We start from the raw sequence: 18,464 nt of genomic DNA on the forward strand, positions 1-18,464 counted from the left end.
AAGGTCGGCTATAGAGGAGCGAGAGTATGTGGCCATGCGTGAAGACGGCCTGATCGGCAGCGAGGTCCATACGGCGCTCATGCAGAATCTGGCGACGCGCCGGGTGACGGCCGAGGAACGTCCTCGTCTGGACGTCGCGGTCCAGCGGGAAGCTTTCGTCCGACAGTTCCCGCTCTTCGCCGATCTCGATGATGGTGACATGAAGAGCCTGGGGCGGGCGCTTGCAACACGCTACGCCGCTGGTGGCGAGATGCTTCTTCGCAAGGCGACCCCTGCCAAAAGTGTTTTTTTCATTGCACCGACAACGCTGCTTGTTCTTGAAGAGGACCGCTTCAGACGTCTGCTGAAGCGGAGCGAGACCCTTCGCGCGGCCGTTCGTGCCAGTTCCGACAAGCGCGGAATCGATCCGGCAGATATGCTGCCGTGACTCTGCCCAGCCCGAAGCGCTCTGCTGCTTGGCATCACTTCGATACCAGCTCTGCGCCGAGAGCCGGTCAGGTGGGGCTGAGTTGAAAAAGTTTTCCGCGACTCCGCTGGAACCCCATGCTGATTAACGAAGCGAATATTCTGCGGGGTCTACACCGCCGGACGCGGGGTGCCCGCCTTTCGCGTTGGCCTTTGAAGTCAACCGGGTGACAGTGTGCTCACCGAAGTTGACCAGCCGCTTCTATGATCACATCCCGCGCGAAACGCACCCGCGCCGACAGCTGGCGACCGCGGCGTTTGACGAGCCATAATTCGTGCCAACGGCGTTTCGGAAGCTGAACGACGGACAGGCTGGCCTTGTCGGTGAACGCTTCAACGCCACTTCGCGGGAGGAGCGTGTAGCCCACCCCCTTGGCGACAGGGGCTGGGATCTGACCAATCTGGTTGACCGAACCCCGCACGCTCAGCCGGTCGGCACCAGGATAGTCGTCCGGGAAATTCAGCCGCAACAAGTCGTCGGCATAGCTGTATCCGTCGGGATGTGCGATGAGGCCACGAGCTTCGAGATCAGAGAATGACACGGGCATATCGCCTGCGTCAGCCGGCAGGACGAGGCACAGCTCCTCGCGTCCGATGTGTGTGGCCTCCAGCCGCGCGTGGTCCGGGTCCGCCCCCAGCACGCCGAGGTCGAAGCATCCTTCCAGCAGCCCTGTCAGGATCTCTGCCTGTGGCATCGCCTTGAGATGGATGCTCAGGTCGGGCGCGGCATGCATCCACGGAAACAAATTCGGGTAGAGCAGCATCGCAAAGCTGCCCGAGCACGCGATGTGAACCGGCCCGGCGTTCCGGTCGTCTGCCTCGATGGCGTCGCGCAGGCGCTTCTCCTCGGCGCGGCGCGACAGACCGAGCTCAAAGACGGCTTCCCCCGCCGGGGTGAGCGTAAAGCTCTTGCCCTGCCGACTGATCAGTCCCTGTCCGACCTGCTGCTCGAGTTTTCTGAGATGCTGGCTTACGCCCGGTTGGGTCATGTTCAGACGCTCTGCGGTCTGGGTGAAATGCCCGGTTTTGCAAAGAGTGGTGAAGGTGTCGAGCCAGGTGGCGTTCAGCATCGGATGATAACACTATGTTTGGATTTTTATCTCTATTCATAATTTCACAGAACGGGTTCGGTCGTCCATATCGGCGTGACCTCACCGAGAATGGAGATACGAGATGACCCCGACACCACGCACCTTTTCCCACATCGGCGTGTCCGTTCCGGACCTCGACGCTGCCGTGAAATTTTATTCCGAAGTGCTCGGCTTCTACGTCGTGATGGAGGCCTCCGAGGCCGTGGAGGACGACAGCGCCATCGGCGTCATGTGCACGGATGTGTTCGGCCCGGGGTGGGGCTCGCTCAGGATCGCGCACCTGTCGACCGCCGACGGCATCGGAATCGAGCTCTTTGAGTTTCCCGGCAATTACGCGCCCGAGGACAAGCTCGAGCACAAGCGCCATGGCACTTTCCACTTCGCGGTGCAGGACCCGGACGTTGAAGGTCTGGCCCAACGCATCGTGAAAGCCGGGGGGCGGCAACGGATGCCAGTGCGTGAGTATTTCCCCGGCATCAAGCCCTACCGGATGGTCTATGTAGAGGACCCGTTCGGCATCGTGTTTGAGCTCTACAGCCACAGTTACGATCTGACCTATTCGGCCGGGGCCTACAAATGATCCGTCGTGCCGGTCCCTTGCAGGCATGGGGTTGGAACGAGCCGAAACCGGGTGCAGCAAGGCCAGTCGAACTTCGGCAGGCCCCAAGCCAGTAAGGCAATGGCCGGTGATGTCCGGTGTCCAGTTGCCGCTGGAGTATGGTTATGGAAGCCCCTTGGTTCGGGGACTATCCCCGAGCCAATCGGCGCATCACCTCCACCCCCAGAAGAGGGCCTAAGCCGAATAGCGCAAGGGTCAGCGGCCAACCATGGGCCCCTGCAAGCATTGGCGCTACCTGAATTGTGAAGGCCGTCAACAGAAAGCCAAGTGCGGTTTGCAAGGTGATCAGGCTGCCTGTGTGTTGCGAAGGCGCTGCGTCGGCAACAAGTGCCGAGAACAATGCGCTGTCGGGTAGCACCGCCATCCCCCAAGCAATCACCAAAACGGTTGTCAGCCAGATCGGCCCGGCGAAGCTCAGCGACGAAGCAAGCGCCAAGGTGCCGCTGAGCGCCAGGACACCGCCCGCCACCTTGGTCTTGCCAACACGATCCGCAAGAGCGCCGACGGGGATACACAGCGCGGCCCCCGCCGCGATTGCCAAAAAGGTGATCAACCGGGCCGCGGGCTCGGGATCTGCCAGTCCCCGCTCCTGAAATGAAACGATCAGCGCACTGCCGATCCATGCCCAGAAGGCGTAAAGCTCCCACATGTGCGCAAGATATCCCAGTGTTGCCAATCGCACAGCGCGCAGCCGCCACATCAGAAACAGAGCCTTGGGGTGAAAGGCAGGCGACCGGGTATGGTGCGGACCCAAGCCGGCGCCGAGGATCAGGACGCCGCCGAGAGCCCCCATCGCGCTGGCAAGACCGACCGTCAGATGCAGATCTGCGTCCCCGAAAAGCGCCAGCCCATGCGGTGCGGCCGAGCCGAAAGCCAAGGCCGAGATCAACGCTCCGATAACCATGCCGCGCCTTTGCACCGTCCATCCGATCGCGATTTTCATCCCGACGGGATAGACGCCCGCCAGACATAGGCCGGTGCCAAAGCGCGACAGGACCTGGGCCACGCTACCCGGCTCGGTCACCGTGAGCATCAGGTTGGCGGCAGACGCGACAAGCGCGCTGATGGAAAACACCCGCCGAGGGTCGAACCGGTCTGCCGTTCCATGGATAGAAAGCGCCAGCGCGCCGCAAACGAAGCCCACCTGCACGGCCATTGAAAGCAGACCTGTCTGCAAGGGCCCGAGATCTCCGTCACGCACCAGGGTCGGCAGGACCGCAGAGGACACGAACCACAGAGACATTGCGCAGAATTCGGCCAACAATAGTAAGGCAAGACTGCGTGTCATTGATGTGGCGCCCATTGCGGAGCCTTCCGCGTAAAGGTGCCGGCGGCGCGGAGACCGCCGGCATACGGTTAGCGCTGAGCCTTCGGGGTCCAGGCGAATTTCTGCATTACCGGGTCGACCGGCGTGTCGGCAATGTGGTTTGTGTAGTTGCTCATCACCTTTTGCGCGAGGCCGAGAATGATCTCGAGCACATGACGTTGCTCGTAGCCGGCGGCCAGAAAGGCCTCCAGCTCTTCATCCGTCGGACGGCCGCGGCTGTTCAGCATGGCCAGAGTGAAGCTCCGCAGCGCCTCAAGCTTATCGGATGGCAACGGGGTCTCGTCGCGCAACGCGTTGCTGATGGCATCATCCACCTGCATCGCCTTTGCGATGCCAGTGTGGGCGGGCACGCAATAGTGGCATTCGTGCGCGACGTTGATCGTTTGCCAGACCACCGTCTTTTCGTCCGCATCGAAAGAGGTCTCTTCCGCGAAAAGACGGTGCAGCACTTGATAGCCATCGAGGAGCGCAGGCGCACCGGCCATCACAGCATGAAGACCGGGCAGGCGCCCGAAGGCGGCTTTCGACTTCTCGATCAGAGGCAGCGAGGCCGCGGGTGCCGTCGTCTCGTCCAGACGCTCGAACTTGGTCATCCTTCAATCCTTTCCATTGCGAAGGTCATCGGGCGGAACCTGCATGAAATTGAGCGATCGCTCAACAATGTTCTTGAGTAATCACTCAACAATTTCGTGAACGGGCTACCCTTGCCGTTGCGTTCCCTTTAAGCTCGGCCCATGGCGAGAACCGCGACATACGACCGTGATCAAGCGCTCGAAGCAGCGATGCAGCTCTTCTGGACGAAGGGGTATCATGCGACTTCGATGAAAGATCTCGAGGCCGCTCTCGCAATGCGTCCGGGGTCCATCTATGCGGCTTTCCATAGCAAAGAAGCCTTGTTTCGCCAGACAATAGACCGCTACTCGAATAGGATGACGGCAGACCTGCGCACCCTGATTGCAAGTAGTCCCACCCCGGTGGAAGCAATGCGCCAACACTTGATCAACCTTGCTGAGCTTTCGCCCTCTGACCGACCGTCCACGGCCTGTATGTTGGTCAAGTCCCTGCTCGAGCTTCCACAAGACACGGACATGCGTAGTTTCATCATTGGGCACCTGGATCGGATCGAAAGTATCATCACCGATGCCCTGCGCAGAGCGCGAGATGTTGGTGAAATTGACCCAAGTGTTGAACCGGAGAGGCTGGCGCGGCGGATTCAGACCTACATCTTCGGGTTGAAAGTGCAGGCACAGCGGGAAACCGATCCAGAACGGATGCGATTGCTGTGCAGCGACCTTGTAACCGAGATCGGAAGCGTCTTGGCACCTGCCAATTGATCTCCTCCTGATATGGCGTCGGAAGAGTGCGTCTGTTCGCTTCGGAACTTACCTCCTGAGTTGACTTCTTGCGCGAGCTGGCAAGCAACCGTTCTTGGGAAGTAGGCGACAAAGTGTTCTTTGACGCCACTCTGCCCGGCTTTGCATCCACTCTTCGCAAAAGCACCAGTATTCGATCCGAAACGGGTGTGCGCCATGAGCGCCTCCCAGACTTCGTTGATCGGAGCCCCGACGACTTCGCAGTCTTCGAAGCGTGACCATCTCGGACGTTTCTTGGACAGTCTGGCAGGGGGGAAGCCATTGCGATCAAATCGCCTTCTGCGAGGCCAGTGCGACTTGCAACGGGTCTGCGAATTGCCTGACCTTGCCTCGAGAGCCCTCTCGTTTCTGCCGCCGGACGGTCATATCCGAGGAAATGGCGCTTGCTGGAAAAGCGTCGAATTGCCGGTTCTGGGTTTAGGTTTCTCCTGGTGCGGCGATGCTATCTCCGCCGTTACAAAATCTTCACTTGGGCCCAAGTAGCTATTTCATTATTGCATGAAATATGGAAAAAGAAGTTCCCGATCAGCTCTCCACTCTGGGTCACCCGCAGCGGCTGGCCGTGTTCCGGTTGCTCATGCGTCGCTATCCGGACCGCGTGCCAGCGGGTGAATTGGCGACGACGCTCGGCATCAAGCCCAGCACGATGTCCACCTACCTGTCCGCACTGACGCGGGAGCATCTCGTGGAACAGCAGCGATCGGGCACATCTCTTCTCTACTCCATCAATATAACCGCGGTGCAACGGCTGTTCGGATACCTATTCAGCGAATGCTGTCGCGGGCGCCCAGACGTCTGCCTGCCCCTCAGCACAGGAACTCCTCCCATGACTGACCGCAAATACAACGTTCTCTTCATCTGCGTCGGGAACTCTGCACGATCCATCTTTGCGGAGTCGATCCTGCGAAAATCCGCAGGTGATCGGTTCAACGCGTTCTCTGCCGGCACGCGTCCCGGCACACAGCTGAATCCGTTCGCGGTTCAGGTCCTGAAAGATAAAGGCCACGATATTTCAGTGTTGCGGTCCAAGGATGTAACGGAGTTCTCCGGGTCGAACGCGCCGCATTTTGACTTCGTTTTCACGGTCTGTGATCAGGCTGCGAACGAAGAGTGCCCCGCGTGGGAAGGTCAGCCCGTGACCGGCCACTGGGGCATGCCCGATCCGGTCAAGGCCGAGGGCACGGACGCGCAGAAGGCGCTGGCTTTCCAGCATGCCTACGGCGCCCTGAAGCACCGGATCGACCTGTTCACGGCACTCCATCCGGACTCACTGAGCCGTGCAGCTATTCAGCAGGCCGTCGATGACATTGGCCGCACCAAACCCGAGGCACTCGCATGACCACCTACGCACTGAACGGCCTTGGCCGCATGGGCAAGCTCGCCCTCCGTCCCCTGCTGGAAAGCGGCGCAAAGATCGCATGGATCAACGATGCGGTTGGCGATCCCGAGATGCACGCGCACCTGCTGGAGTTCGACACCGTCCACGGGCGTTGGCCGGCAGAGTTTTCCCATGACGCCGACAGCGTCACCATCGACGGCACGCGGATCCCCTTTATCGGAACCAAATCGCTGACCGATCTGCCGCTGGAGGGGGTCGACGTGGTGATCGACTGCACCGGCGTCTTCAAGACCAAAGCCAAGCTGGCTCCGTATTTCGAGGCCGGCGTGAAGAAGGTCGTCGTCTCGGCCCCCGTCAAGGACGGCCCGACGGCCAATATCGTGATGGGTGTGAACCACGACACCTACGACCCCGCGCAGCACCGCATCGTCACCGCCGCCTCTTGCACCACGAACTGCCTCGCGCCAGTAGTGAAGGTCGTGCACGAAACCTTCGGGATCAAGCATGGGTCCATGACGACAATCCACGACGTGACCAACACGCAGACGATCGTCGACCGCCCGGCCAAGGACCTGCGTCGCGCGCGGTCAGCCCTGAACTCGCTGATCCCGACGACCACCGGGTCCGCGACCGCGATCACGCTGATCTATCCCGAACTCAAAGGCCGCCTGAATGGGCATGCCGTGCGGGTGCCGCTGTTGAACGCGTCCCTAACCGACTGCGTGTTCGAGCTGGACCGCACAACTACCGTGGAAGAGGTCAACGCCGCCTTCGAGGCTGCGGCCAATGGCCCGCTGAAAGGCGTCCTCGGCTACGAGACGCGTCCCCTTGTCTCGACCGATTACACCAACGACCCGCGGTCCTCGATCATCGACGCGCCGTCGACCATGGTGGTCAATGGCACTCAGCTGAAGGTCTACGCCTGGTATGACAACGAATGGGGATATGCTTGCCGTTTGGTGGAAGTGGCGTTGATGGTCGGGGCTTCATTGTGACTGGCCGGCCCGAAGGCCTGTCGGCCTACATCGCCGTGACGGCGGCCTATTGGGCCTTCATGCTGACGGACGGGGCACTGCGGATGCTGGTGCTTCTCCACTTCCACACACTCGGTTTCAGCCCGGTGCAGCTGGCCTACCTCTTCGTCCTTTACGAAGTGGCGGGGATGATCACCAACCTCGCCGCTGGCTGGATCGCGCTCCGGTTCGGCCTGACCTGCACGCTCTACGCTGGGCTCGGACTACAGGTAGTGGCCCTCCTGGCTCTGGCGCAGCTTGATCCAGGCTGGAGCATCGCAGTCTCGGTGGCCTTCGTGATGTGCGTGCAGGGCCTCTCCGGGGTGGCAAAGGACCTTGCAAAGATGTCGTCGAAATCGGCGGTCAAGCTGCTGGCTCCGTCCACAGGCGGAGGGCTCTTCCGTTGGGTCGCCGTGCTGACCGGATCGAAAAACGCTGTGAAAGGCGTCGGCTTCTTGCTTGGCGCAGCGCTGCTGGCGGGCCTGGGCTTTGACTGGGCCGTGCTGGCGATGGCGATCGTGCTGGGGGTGATCCTTCTGGCGGTGGTGCTTTTCATGCCGTCGGGCCTTCCGAAGGGGAAGAAGGGCGCCAAGTTCTCCGAAGTCTTCTCGAAATCGGCCAACGTCAACTGGCTGTCGGCGGCGCGGGTCTTCCTATTCGGGGCGCGTGACGTCTGGTTCGTCGTGGGCATCCCGATCTATTTCTATGCGGTGCTCTCGGACGGGACGGAGGCGGGCAACCGTGCCGCGTTCTTCCTGATCGGGACGTTCATGGCGGTCTGGATCATCCTCTACGGTATGGTGCAGGCCAGCGCGCCGAAGATCCTGCGTGCAGCGAACCGACCGGAGGGCGAGCTGATCCGCGCCGCCCGCAGCTGGGCCTTCGCGCTCTTCACCGTGCCGGCCGCACTGACGGTGGCCGTGGCGCTTTCGCCTGCGCCGCAGTCCTGGCTGACGGTAACGCTCGTGGTGGGCCTGCTGGCCTTCGGCGCGCTGTTTGCCGTAAATTCTTCGCTCCACTCCTACCTGATCCTCGCCTTCTCGAAATCCGAGCGGGTCACGATGGACGTGGGCTTTTACTACATGGCCAATGCGGGCGGTCGTCTGATGGGCACACTCCTATCCGGCCTGACTTACCAGATCGGCGGGTTGACCCTCGTCATGGGCACAGCGGCGGTCATGGTTGTCCTCGCTGCCCTGACCTCGGCGCGCCTGACCGATCAGACGAACGAGGTGACTGCATGAGTATTTTCGAGCGCTACCTGACCGTCTGGGTTGGGCTCGCGATGATTGGTGGTGTCCTGATTGGTCAAGGCGCACCCTGGCCGCTATAGGCAGAAAACGGCTGCTGGCTGAAGCAGAGGTGCAGTCCATCTGACGCCAGGACCGACACGCCTCGGCTATATCCTCGACTTGGACATGCAACGGCTACAGGGTTGTGCCTCAATGTGGTAAGATCAACCTATGTGTGACACGCCCAAACAATTTTCATTTCGTAGGCGCGCGGTTGAAAAAGCCGCCGCGCGCGCCAGGGTCGAGGCGCGCCTTGCAGACGGCAGCGTCACTCCCGCAGAACTCTCTCATGAAAACGGCATGCTCATACGGGCCAAGGTAACCTACAAGTGCCCTTCCGACCGGATGCAGCGCTTGGCAAAAAAGCCCGCCGACGACTGACTAAGTCGCTTGGTTTCAGCGGTCCCGGCGTGCCACTATGTATGCCGCCTATCCCTTTGCTGCGGCCAATTATATTGGCGCCCTTCAGCTTACCTTGCCACTGTCTCGTGCCACTACGTCCCCGGGAACGGACAATGGCACCCGGCGAGCTGTGGGAGGGTGATGTCAGGATCTGTTCTTCGGTGGTCGTTTTGCCAGAATTTGCGACATCTGGCGTTCACGATCTTGCTGTCGCAGAGCGCGATCCTCGGCGAGGGCGGCCGCCATCCTGCGGTCGGCTTCCTCAATCGGAATTGTATCCGCGTCGTGCCATTCTTCATCTGCCCGATTGCGCAGTTCTGACATGCGTTCACTGTGAAGGGCGCGGAGCTCACGCTGCCATACGTCGTCCAGGGGACTGATGTCCTCCTCGCGTGCGCGCCGCCAATGCGCAGCAATGCGTTCGGTCACGGATGGTGCAGAGGATGGCGTCATAGCAAATTTTTTAACATGCACCGGCCGTCAGGCGCCATGTCGTATTTCGAGCGCCTGCTACCCGTTGAGAGCGCAGACAGAATCTCTTTGAGCGGCGGTTTCCGAGAGAATGTGGCGCAATTCGACAGTAGTTAATTCAGCCTAACTCAATCAACCACACATTTACTGGCAAACTTCAGGAAACGTGTGGTTGTAATTCAGGTGCGCGGCTCGAGTCTCCAAAATTTATTTATAAAATTCAGCGTATTGTGAAAAATTCTCGCTGGGTTAGATTTTCTTCGATTTTGCCCCATTCCTGACACCAATCTTGCCCAGAACGAATGTGAACTCGCGCAAAGCGAGAATGTATGAGGCAGATACAATGTGCGACGACGGCAAGACCGACCTCCCTGCGCGAAAAGTCCACAAGCGAAGTGATCAGAAAAAGGTCAACCAGATCGCAGGTGCGAAGATGGCGGGAGTTCAGCAGACCGAGAGCATGAACGAGTCGAACGTCGTCATGGCCGGCGCGATCGATCCCCGGGTCGCTATCGTGAAAGCTAAACCCTGCACTTTCGATCTGAACACTGCGCGCCGTTTTGGCACCCGTGCTGAAGCGTAGCAGAAAGCCAAGAATGGGGGATACAAGCCCAGGCTCTATACGCCGGATGTCTTGTTCAGGTTGGTGTCCGGGGCAGAAGTTTACATCGAAGCCAAGCATACCAAGTGGCTTGAGCGTCGTCCCGAGTATGTCGACGATCTGCAAGTCTTTGGCGAGATGGGCATAGGATCCTACTTGTAACCGAGCAAACATTCAGCACGCCACTGGTCCGCACTATTCGCATGGTGAAGCCTTACGTCGATCGTCTGCCGACAGATCCGCAAGTGCGCTCGTTGAGATCTGCTGTGCAATGGCCAATCAAGGTCGCCGACGTCATGTCCAAGGCCGACATTGCCCAAGCCGATCTCATGGTCGGGATCGCGCATGGCCTTGTCAAATTCGACATGCGCTCGAGCGTCCTCGGCCCCAAGACCGTATTGAGCCGGCCCACGACAAGTCGTGCCTCGAGATCATTGACCTATGAAGGATATAAAATTCGACGGACGGCATGTTCTCATCGGTGACGACGTGTGCCGTGTCATTCGCCAGCACCCGGAACTGCCATGCATGGTGATTGAGCATCCGGATGGCCGCCAGATCGAAATGCCGTTCGAAGAGTTCCGAATGGCGAAAGCGCATGGGCGAGTGTCACCCGGCCTCGATGCGGAATTTGGGACGACATTCATCCAGGCCGATCACAAGATCGACCACGAGTTCCGCAAGGCGGTAGTCAAGAAAATGGCACTGTTACGCCAAGACGGACACCCTTGGAAATTCGCGCGTTTGCTGTGCCGGAAAGAGCTCATGGGTGATCCTCGTTTCGACGCTTTCACGGAACAGTTTCCGTCCGTTCGGACGCTACAGACGTGGCGGACCAACTATCTTCGAAAGGCGTCCGGAAGCCTGCGGGATTCACGCGATGCCTCAGGCAATCGAACGACGCGCCACAGCGCGATCTTCGAAGATTTCGTGCTCAACATGCTCGACGAAACATTTCTGACGTCCCACCGGATGACGATCACCCAACTGACCCGTTCAGCAGGATATCGCTATCTGGAAGTGTGCCGCGAGAATGGCATCGAGCCTCGCGACCACGGGCGCAAAGTCGTTGAGACGAAGGTCGACTCATTGCCGCATGCGGATGTCGTTAAGATGCGCCTTGGCTCCGAACTGGCGCGCAAAAAGCTGCTGCAAGCCGGTCGGTTTCAGTCCATCCAGCATCCGCTCGACCGGGTCGAAGTCGACAGCACATTGGCTGACATTTTCGTCATCATTGACGACGACGGCACGCTCGCGCGGCCTTGGGTAACCATGGCCATCGACGCAGCCTCTGGTGTCATTCTCGGGATGACGATCTCGCTAGACAACCCCACGAGCCTGACGACCGTGAAAACGCTCACGGGTTTTGTGCCGGCCCGACCTGATCTGACGCCCAGGTGACGGCCTCAGACCTTTGGGTCGCCCGGATCTAATCTGTCGGCCGGCCACCATCACGGCCGCGCCCAGTCGGCGATGTGAAACGGCGGCACGGCCGCTTCGCGTTCGCAGGCGTCGCCGAGTTTCCGGCCGGGGTTGTCAAAAAAGGCATGCGCCATGTCTGCGACGCAGGGCTGGAAGCGCAGGGCGATATGGCCAGCCTCCTGGATCATGACCGACTGCGCATTGCTCAGCCCTTCGGTTGCAAGCGCGGCCCAGCTTCCGGCGGTGTTCTGATCCCAGGCCGATCCAATCGAGAGCGTGGGGATGTCGCTGACCACGACCTCGTGGAACCCGTCGCGGGGGCTCTGTTTGAAGGCCCTGCATTGGGCAAACATCCGGGCGGCCAGATCATCCCAGTCGCTGTGGAAGGAATAGGGCAGCGCAGCCGTGGTCGCCGCGTATTGTTCGGGCGTGTTATAGGGCATGTCTTCCTGACAGTAGTAGAGGGCGTTGTCGAAGCCTTTCTGGAACGCCTTGTAGCTATGCGGTTCCACGGAAAGGTAGACGCCCTCGAAAAAGGCTGTGATCTCGGCCTCGGTCATTGCGCCGACGATCGCCAGCAGACGGGCCTGTCGCGAGCCGTCGAAATGATCCGTGACAAACGTGGCCAGCCGCCCCGCATCCGGCGTTCCCTGCCTGAGCGCCGCGTAGTCGCGCAGCAGGGCCCGCAGATCGGCGCCGGCCTTGGCCATCTCCGGAAGGGCATCGGTCATCTCTGCATCGAGCAGGGCCGCCAGTGGGCCAAGGTCACGGTCCCGGCGGATGGTCTCGCGCAGTTGCGTGACGGCATCTTGCATGATCCCCTCTGCATCCCCGGCGATCCGGGCGCTGGTCAGAGCCTCGTCAACCAGTGCGATCCCCGCATCGTCCAGTGCGGCCTCTGCCGCGGCCCTCATGTCACGCTCTGCCGTCGACGGGGGCCACATGTCCCATTCGCCGTAGACGAGGTCGACGGTCGGGGTCTCTTTGCCCCTGTATAGTTCGTAGAAGATCGCGGGCAGATAGGGGGTCAGGGGGGCGTGCAGCCCCGGTGCGCTGAGCTGGTCGACCAGGACCTCGACCTGATCCTGCGGGAAGGGCTTATCCTGCCAGAGGACCTCACCGCGTCCGGCGCGGGCGTGGACATCGAGGATGACCTGCCCCAGATCCGGATAGGCGGCGTTGCAGGCCTCCTCCGCCGCGCAATAGCTGACCAGCCGCTCAAGGCTTTCCGAGCGAGGCAGTGCCAGCGTGTCATAGAGATGCACAATCGGCGGCGCGACCCCGTCCAGCACGGCGGCACGCAGGCCCTCGGGCGCGGTGCGCATGATTTCCAGCGTCAGCTTGGTGCCGTAGGAGGCGCCGAAGATATTCCATTCGTCGTAGCCGAGCGCCCGCATCACCATCTGCGCGTCGAGCGCATTCTGGCGGGTGTTGTATTTCGAAAGATCCCGGCCCGACGCCTCAAGCTCGGCCACGCAGTCGAGAAGAAGTTGCGTCGGTCGGTAGCCACCCTCGCCGTCCACTTCCACGATCCCGGCGCCGTCCTTCAGCACCAGATCGAGGCTGTCTGTCAGAACCCCCGCGCATTCGACACTGTCGGAGGAAATACCGGCCCCCCGCTGATCGAAGGCGATCACATCGCGCGTGTCGCGGAATGGGGCGAAATTCTCCGACAGCCAGAGCGCCCCGCCCGGCAGGTTGCCGCCGCCGGGCCCGCCATGGAGGTAGAGCAACGGGTCGGGATTGGGATAAAGGCTCTCGGCCTTCAGCAGGACAAACTCAAGATCGACCGTGTTGGGGCCGTCGGGCGTTTCGTGATCCTCGGGCACGGTAACGACACCGCAAATCAGCGTCTCGCCCTCGATTTCCGCCGGATCGAGCGGGCGGGGACAGGTCTGGATTTCTACCTTTGCGACCGGGTCATGGCCGCCCGTCATCAGCCCGGAGAAGGCGCTGGTGTCAGGCTCGTGCGCGATCAGGGCGGAGAGCGTGGCAATCAGTTCGGCAGGGGTCATCTGTGTTCTCTCTGGCGGGGTCTATTCACCGGGCAACGGATCATCGGGCAGGACGAAGGGCGGCAGGATGTCGGCGATGCAGCTGACGTCCAGTTCAGCGGTCGGATCGTTGACAAAGGCCGCCGCGATATCCCGCGCACAGGGCTGGTAGGCGACGGTGCCGTGTCCGGCCTCCGGGACGATGTAGTTGCGGGAATTCGTCAGCCCCTCGGCAGCATCGGCGCCCCAGTGCATGGAGGTCTGCACATCGAGCGTCCCGTTCAGTACCAGCGTTGGGATGTCAGACCGCACGCGGTCATGAAACCCTTCGCGTGGATGCGGATCGAAGAGGGCGCAGGGGGACAGCGCGCCTTGGATGAGCTCGCGAAACGCTGGGATGCCAAAGACTGGATAGCGCTCTGCATAAGGGGCCGATAGCCGGTCGAAACCCTCCATGGAGTTGAAGGGGACGGCCTCCTGACATTGATAGATGGCCATGCCCAGTGTCTCGGCCACCATCGCCCGATAGGGCCGAAGGGACTCCGCCGCGATGTCCCATGTGCGGGAGATGTCCGCGTCCGACATGGCTGCGACAAGGCTCAGAAGGTCGGCCTCATCCGCGCCGCTGAAATTGTCGGACACAAGTTTGGCCAAGGCGTCGCGCGACACCGGTCCGGCCCGCATCAGGGCATAGTCCCGAAGCAATGCGGGCGCGGACGCGGCGGGATCCGGCAGGTGGATCACCGCCTCGCTCATCCGCCGGTCAAAGGCTTCCGCGATGCTCAGCGTGGAGAGCGGGGCCAAAAGATCGCCCTGCAATTGCAGCAGCGTGTCGCGGGCCCCGTCGCTGAGGTCCTCCATCGCCGCGGCCATCTTCAACGTCGCGATGGCCAGGGCACGGTCGTCTTCCGTCAAATCAGAGGACTGGACGAGGGCGGTTGCGAGGCTCGGGTTATCGTCCAGATGGGCTGTGACCGCATCGAAGGTTTTGCTCCGCCCCTCAGCAAGCTCGCTGAAGATGCGGGGCAGGAACCGCGTGATGTCATGCGGTGTGCGCCACTTGTTCCGCTCGCCAAAGGCAAGCGTGTAAAGCTCCAGAGCGCCGACAGGCCCCGCCCCCCGTCCGGCTGGGATGGGGTCATTGCCGACCCTGTCGAAGGCGGCGTTGATCGTGGCGTGAAGGTCCGGGTAAGCCCCGGCGCAGGCGGGGTCTGCCGCACACTGTTCGACCAGCTTGTCGGCCACGTCGACATAGGGCGTGAGGAATTCGTCGAAGATCGGCTTGTCCGGTCCAGCCACGCCGTCGATAGTCACAGACCGGACCCCCTCCGGGATGGTCCGCATGACTTCCAGCGACAGCCGGGTGCCGTAGGAAATGCCGTAGATATTGTATTCGGGGTAGCCGAGCGCGGACATCAGGGCCCGAACATCGCGCGCATTGTTTTCGGTGTTGTAGGCTGGCAGGTCGGCGCCGGTCGCGCGGATCTCTTCCACGCAATCGGCGAGGAGGCTGTAAACGACCGTCGTATCCTCGGGGTTGGCCTTTTCCGATTTGGCAAGGTCGAGCGCGTTGTCCGCGATGCTTCCGGTGCATTCCACCGATCCGTAGGACAGTTTCGACGCGCGTTGATCGAAGGTGATGATGTCCCGCGTCAGCCGGTGTTTCGGGAACATCCGGTTCGCGACCGCCTCGGATATCTGGAGCGTTCCGCCCGCCGGCCCGCCATGGAGATAGACCAATGGGTCAGCCGCCGGAGACAGCGTCTGCGCATCGAAGATGATGAATTGCAGGCCAATGCGGCGGCCTTCCGGGGCTTCGTAATTCTCAGGCACGTCAACAGACCCACAGATGACGGTCTTCCCCTCGACCTCCAGCGGCCCGGGCGGATATTCGCAGGCGCTGACCGTCACCGGATAACGGTCGTCATATCCCCCGGACCGGAGCCGGTCGAAATCCGGATTGCCTTCCTGAAGCAGGAGCGCTGCGACTGCCGCAAATATCTGATCTGGGGTCATATCCGGGCCTTTCTGCTCAGGGCATTTTGCCCGGCCAATTGGCAGAATGGGCGAAAAAGACTGATAGGCGTTCGGGAGAATCGCCATTTCATGTAAGACGATAGCAGGTTCTGACGCCAAGGGGCGTCGCGCTTCCGGAATGGTGATGGCCCGACGAAAACCGCTATGGTCTGTTCCGAGAAAGGATTTGGCGAATGGCGACCCAGACAGCACAGTCCGGCACACGGCTGACAATCGCGCTTTTCACGCTCGTCACCTGGGTGGCGATCACCTTCTTCGGGGCTAAGATCCTGCTGCCGGGGGAACGGACCCTCGACGAGATCGTGACCGAAGGCATCGCCTGGCAGATCGTTCTGGCGGGCGCGATGCTGATCGGCGTGATCGGGTGGCGCAGGTGGCGGGATATCGGGTTGCGTGCGCCGGAACCGGGAACGCTTAGACTGCTTTGGCTGCCAATGCTGATGGTGCTGCTTCAGCTTGGTGTGGCACTGCTGTTCGGACTGCCCGCCACCGGCGTCATTCTTCTGGTCCTGATCAACACGTTCTTCGTCGGCTTCTCCGAAGAGACGATGTTCCGCGGTGTGCTGTACCGCGCGCTGCGACAGACCATGCACATTTGGCCCGCGATCCTTCTGGTCTCCGTCGCTTTCGGGTCGGTCCATGTGCTCAATGGTTTCATCACGGGTGAGTTCGCGGGCGCCGCCTTGCAGGCGACGATGGCGGCGTGCTCGGGGCTCCTTCTGATGGCCATCTTCCTGCGGACCGGGTCGCTTTGGGTGGCGATCATCTACCATGCGCTCTGGGATGCCGTGACGTTCCTCGTATCGTTCGGCGCCAAGGCTCAGAGCACAGGGATCGAACCGGTCGAAACGCCTGAAACCGGGGGGATGTCGTCGCTGATCATTCCGGTCGTGATGATCATGCCGAACCTCCTCTATGCCCTCTGGCTGCTGCGGAACATTCATCGCGAAGAGCCCCCCGGTGACCGGATGCCCGGCTAACCGGGCCGGGCCGGAAACGATGTCGAAACACACGCACACGGCTCAGTCGGGCTTCGGCGGAACGTAGAATTTCGGCTTCAGGCTCTCGACACAGGCCACGTTGACCGGGGCATCCGGGTCCTCGATGAACCCAAGGGCGACATCCTGCGCGCATTTGGAAAACTGGATCACGGCGTGACCCGCCTCGGGGAACAATACCGCCTGACCGTTGGACAGGGTGCGCACGACCTTTTCGGCCGCGTCCGGATTGGTCTTGGTGTCCTTGGTTCCCGCCATGGCCAGCACCGGAATGTCGCTGACCACGGGCTCGTGGAAGCCGTCGCGCGGGTGTTTCTCGAACAGATCGCAGAAATCATAGAGGATCATGGTCCCGTCGCGCACGCCTGCATCGAGTTCGGGAAAGCGATAGGTAGCGGCCACAGCGTCGTAGCCGTCCCGAGAATTGAACGGATAATCTTCCTGACAGGCGATGATGCCAAGGGTGAACATCACCCGCGACTGCGCGGTCAGGTTGGCGGAATCCACCCGCGCCCGCTGGTAGAAGGCTGCGATATCCTCTTCGGTCATCGCGGCAAGCAGGCCCATGATCCGGGGCTTCTCGGTCTCGGGGATATGCGCGTCGAGGAAGGCTGCAATCCGGTCACGGTCCGGCGACTGCCCGATGAAGAGCACATAGTCGTGCAGGAAGGCGAGCAGCGCGTCGGCCTCCATGGTGGTCGCCACATCCGACAGGGCCTGGTCCAGCAGCGCTTCGGTTCTGGCCGGACCCGAGGCAGAGAGATCGCGCGACAACGTCGTCAGCAGTTTGGCCACGTTCGCCTCGTCGGTGCGCATGGCCTCGGCCTGTTTCAGGGCGACCTCGGCGAGGGTCCTGTCCAGAGCGTCCAGATCCTTGCCATAGGCCGCTAGGATCGCATCAGAGGACTGGGGTGGGTTGAAGCCGCCCTTTATCAGTTTCTCCAGCGTCGCAGTCTTGCCGTCCGCGAGTTCGGTGAAGACCTGCGGCAGATAGGCGGTGAACGGCATGGCCCGGCTGTTGCTGAGGTCCATGAGGTCGGAAATGAAACCCGGGCCCAGCTCCTCGCCAGAAAGCATCACTTTCGGGTCCTCGGTCAGACGTTTGCCCGACGCGTGGACCGTCTCTTCCAGATCGGGATAGGCGGCGGCGCAGGCCTTGTCCGCCATGCAGTAATCGACCATCCAGCCGAGCGCCTGATCCGGGGGAACACCGTTGGTGTCATAGGCCGGGTTGTCGACACGGCTGATGCTGTCGATGACGAGCGCCCGCAACCCTTCCGGCGCGCTGCGCAACAGCTCCTGCCCCAGCTTGGTGCCATAGGAAATGCCAAAGGCGTTATACTCCGGATAACCGAGCGCATGCATGATGGCACGCACGTCCTTGGCGCTCTGCGTTGTGTTGTAGGGCTCCAGATCCGTGCCCGCATCGACCGTCTCTGTCAGGCACCGCGCCAAAGGCCCTTCGGCGTCGAAGAGCTTTTCGTCGTCAACCTTGGCAAATTGCAGGAAGTCCGCCGCCAGCTCGTTATAGCAGGCGATTGTCTGGTCAGAGATCCCCGACCCCCGCTGGTCGAACAGCACGATGTCCCGCCGGTCGCGCAGGAAGTCAAAGATCTTGGCATTGAAGGGAATGTCCTGAACGGTATACCCGCCGGGGCCGCCATGCAGATAGATCACCGGATCCGGGGCCGGTGCGGCTGACCGGGACTTGAGCACGGCAAAGGCCAGCGGGATTGTCTCGCCTGTATCCGAACCGTGAAGTTCGGGAACGGAGACCCGGCCACAGAGGACCGTCTTTCCCTCGATCTCCAGCGCGCCGATCGGGCGCGGACATGCCTCGACAGTCACGGGATAGCGGGGGTCGTGCCCGCCCTTTTTCAGCGGATCAAAGGCGGGTTCCGTGGCCGAGGTCATCAGCGCGATGAGGGTCAGCATGATCTGATCAGGGGACATCTGGAGCCTTTCGGATACAGGGAACGGAGGGTGAGGATCGGTTGCCCGGCGCCCCAAATCGCGCGGC

The 18,464-nt window shown here is 61.4% G+C and carries 16 protein-coding genes and 1 pseudogene; 10 read left to right on the top strand and 7 right to left on the bottom strand.

The genetic code is table 11. The annotated features are described in order from the left end of the window. Positions 1-10: 10 nt before the first annotated feature. Positions 11-427: pseudogene (locus ACRARG_RS12165) on the top strand (cation:proton antiporter); the annotation flags it as partial. Positions 428-644: 217 nt separating this feature from the next. Here the strand turns inward: ACRARG_RS12165 and ACRARG_RS12170 are convergent. Further along, positions 645-1,535, bottom strand: coding sequence for a LysR family transcriptional regulator (locus ACRARG_RS12170; RefSeq protein ID WP_432690276.1), 891 nt, complete (start codon positions 1,533-1,535; stop codon positions 645-647). 103 nt (positions 1,536-1,638) lie between these two features. On the opposite strand from ACRARG_RS12170, the gene ACRARG_RS12175 reads away from it, so the two are divergent. Further along, positions 1,639-2,136, top strand: a complete 498-nt coding sequence (locus ACRARG_RS12175; RefSeq protein ID WP_432690277.1) for a lactoylglutathione lyase family protein — start codon at positions 1,639-1,641, stop codon at positions 2,134-2,136. 166 nt (positions 2,137-2,302) lie between these two features. Here ACRARG_RS12175 and ACRARG_RS12180 read toward each other — a convergent pair whose 3' ends face one another. Then, the gene (locus ACRARG_RS12180) at positions 2,303-3,463 is read right to left on the bottom strand and encodes an MFS transporter (protein WP_432690278.1); all 1,161 of its coding nucleotides are present in this window, start codon (positions 3,461-3,463) and stop codon (positions 2,303-2,305) included. Positions 3,464-3,531: 68 nt separating this feature from the next. Next, a complete protein-coding gene (locus ACRARG_RS12185; RefSeq protein ID WP_432690279.1) occupies positions 3,532-4,095 on the bottom strand; it encodes a carboxymuconolactone decarboxylase family protein in 564 nt (187 codons plus the stop codon). A 141-nt stretch (positions 4,096-4,236) separates the two neighbouring features. On the opposite strand from ACRARG_RS12185, the gene ACRARG_RS12190 reads away from it, so the two are divergent. From ACRARG_RS12190 to ACRARG_RS12210, 5 genes are all read left to right on the top strand, one after another. Beyond that, positions 4,237-4,836 carry a TetR/AcrR family transcriptional regulator gene (locus tag ACRARG_RS12190; RefSeq protein WP_432690280.1) on the top strand — a complete coding sequence of 200 codons (600 nt, stop codon included), beginning with the start codon at positions 4,237-4,239 and terminating at the stop codon, positions 4,834-4,836. Positions 4,837-5,380: 544 nt separating this feature from the next. Next, the gene (locus ACRARG_RS12195; RefSeq protein ID WP_432690281.1) at positions 5,381-6,214 is read left to right on the top strand and encodes an arsenate reductase/protein-tyrosine-phosphatase family protein; all 834 of its coding nucleotides are present in this window, start codon (positions 5,381-5,383) and stop codon (positions 6,212-6,214) included. Then, positions 6,211-7,209 carry an ArsJ-associated glyceraldehyde-3-phosphate dehydrogenase gene (locus ACRARG_RS12200; protein ID WP_432690282.1) on the top strand — a complete coding sequence of 333 codons (999 nt, stop codon included), beginning with the start codon at positions 6,211-6,213 and terminating at the stop codon, positions 7,207-7,209. Before ACRARG_RS12195 ends, ACRARG_RS12200 begins: the two co-directional genes overlap by 4 nt. Continuing rightward, positions 7,206-8,471, top strand: coding sequence for an organoarsenical effux MFS transporter ArsJ (arsJ, locus tag ACRARG_RS12205; RefSeq protein ID WP_432690283.1), 1,266 nt, complete (start codon positions 7,206-7,208; stop codon positions 8,469-8,471). Before ACRARG_RS12200 ends, arsJ begins: the two co-directional genes overlap by 4 nt. 219 nt (positions 8,472-8,690) lie before the next feature. Next, positions 8,691-8,900, top strand: a complete 210-nt coding sequence (locus tag ACRARG_RS12210) for a hypothetical protein (protein ID WP_432690284.1) — start codon at positions 8,691-8,693, stop codon at positions 8,898-8,900. Between the two features lie 165 nt (positions 8,901-9,065). On the opposite strand, the gene ACRARG_RS12215 is transcribed toward ACRARG_RS12210, so the two are convergent. After that, entirely contained in the window at positions 9,066-9,350 is a 285-nt protein-coding gene (locus ACRARG_RS12215; protein WP_432690285.1) for a hypothetical protein, read from the bottom strand. 367 nt (positions 9,351-9,717) lie between these two features. On the opposite strand from ACRARG_RS12215, the gene ACRARG_RS12220 reads away from it, so the two are divergent. Together ACRARG_RS12220 and ACRARG_RS12225 are read left to right on the top strand one after the other, a co-directional pair. Continuing rightward, entirely contained in the window at positions 9,718-9,975 is a 258-nt protein-coding gene (locus ACRARG_RS12220) for a hypothetical protein (RefSeq protein WP_432690286.1), read from the top strand. Between the two features lie 459 nt (positions 9,976-10,434). Next, positions 10,435-11,394 (top strand): TnsB C-terminal domain-containing protein, encoded by a 960-nt coding sequence (locus ACRARG_RS12225; protein WP_432690288.1) that lies wholly within the window; start codon positions 10,435-10,437, stop codon positions 11,392-11,394. Positions 11,395-11,444: 50 nt separating this feature from the next. On the opposite strand, the gene ACRARG_RS12230 is transcribed toward ACRARG_RS12225, so the two are convergent. Together ACRARG_RS12230 and ACRARG_RS12235 are read right to left on the bottom strand one after the other, a co-directional pair. After that, a complete protein-coding gene (locus tag ACRARG_RS12230; protein ID WP_432690290.1) occupies positions 11,445-13,430 on the bottom strand; it encodes an alpha/beta hydrolase in 1,986 nt (661 codons plus the stop codon). 21 nt (positions 13,431-13,451) lie between these two features. Then, a complete protein-coding gene (locus tag ACRARG_RS12235; protein WP_432690291.1) occupies positions 13,452-15,425 on the bottom strand; it encodes an alpha/beta fold hydrolase in 1,974 nt (657 codons plus the stop codon). A gap of 194 nt (positions 15,426-15,619) precedes the next feature. Between ACRARG_RS12235 and ACRARG_RS12240 the strand changes: the two genes are divergently transcribed. Beyond that, the gene (locus ACRARG_RS12240) at positions 15,620-16,426 is read left to right on the top strand and encodes a CPBP family intramembrane glutamic endopeptidase (protein WP_432690292.1); all 807 of its coding nucleotides are present in this window, start codon (positions 15,620-15,622) and stop codon (positions 16,424-16,426) included. 42 nt (positions 16,427-16,468) lie between these two features. On the opposite strand, the gene ACRARG_RS12245 is transcribed toward ACRARG_RS12240, so the two are convergent. Next, positions 16,469-18,397 carry an alpha/beta hydrolase gene (locus ACRARG_RS12245; RefSeq protein WP_432690293.1) on the bottom strand — a complete coding sequence of 643 codons (1,929 nt, stop codon included), beginning with the start codon at positions 18,395-18,397 and terminating at the stop codon, positions 16,469-16,471. Positions 18,398-18,464: the final 67 nt, after the last annotated feature.

Source organism: Pseudooceanicola profundi, from assembly GCF_050897955.1.
Classification (GTDB): domain Bacteria; phylum Pseudomonadota; class Alphaproteobacteria; order Rhodobacterales; family Rhodobacteraceae; genus Pseudooceanicola.

Bases quoted from the DNA above. Each gene is read 5' to 3' on its own strand.
- ACRARG_RS12170 (WP_432690276.1), bottom strand. From the start codon at position 1,535: ATGCTGAACGCCACCTGGCTCGACACCTTCACCACTCTTTGCAAAACC.
- ACRARG_RS12195 (WP_432690281.1), top strand. From the start codon at position 5,381: ATGGAAAAAGAAGTTCCCGATCAGCTCTCCACTCTGGGTCACCCGCAG.
- ACRARG_RS12220 (WP_432690286.1), top strand. From the start codon at position 9,718: ATGTATGAGGCAGATACAATGTGCGACGACGGCAAGACCGACCTCCCT.
- ACRARG_RS12180 (WP_432690278.1), bottom strand. From the start codon at position 3,463: ATGACACGCAGTCTTGCCTTACTATTGTTGGCCGAATTCTGCGCAATG.
- ACRARG_RS12235 (WP_432690291.1), bottom strand. From the start codon at position 15,425: ATGACCCCAGATCAGATATTTGCGGCAGTCGCAGCGCTCCTGCTTCAG.
- ACRARG_RS12185 (WP_432690279.1), bottom strand. From the start codon at position 4,095: ATGACCAAGTTCGAGCGTCTGGACGAGACGACGGCACCCGCGGCCTCG.
- ACRARG_RS12210 (WP_432690284.1), top strand. From the start codon at position 8,691: ATGTGTGACACGCCCAAACAATTTTCATTTCGTAGGCGCGCGGTTGAA.
- ACRARG_RS12240 (WP_432690292.1), top strand. From the start codon at position 15,620: ATGGCGACCCAGACAGCACAGTCCGGCACACGGCTGACAATCGCGCTT.
- ACRARG_RS12225 (WP_432690288.1), top strand. From the start codon at position 10,435: ATGAAGGATATAAAATTCGACGGACGGCATGTTCTCATCGGTGACGAC.
- ACRARG_RS12230 (WP_432690290.1), bottom strand. From the start codon at position 13,430: ATGACCCCTGCCGAACTGATTGCCACGCTCTCCGCCCTGATCGCGCAC.
- ACRARG_RS12175 (WP_432690277.1), top strand. From the start codon at position 1,639: ATGACCCCGACACCACGCACCTTTTCCCACATCGGCGTGTCCGTTCCG.
- ACRARG_RS12200 (WP_432690282.1), top strand. From the start codon at position 6,211: ATGACCACCTACGCACTGAACGGCCTTGGCCGCATGGGCAAGCTCGCC.
- ACRARG_RS12245 (WP_432690293.1), bottom strand. From the start codon at position 18,397: ATGTCCCCTGATCAGATCATGCTGACCCTCATCGCGCTGATGACCTCG.
- ACRARG_RS12190 (WP_432690280.1), top strand. From the start codon at position 4,237: ATGGCGAGAACCGCGACATACGACCGTGATCAAGCGCTCGAAGCAGCG.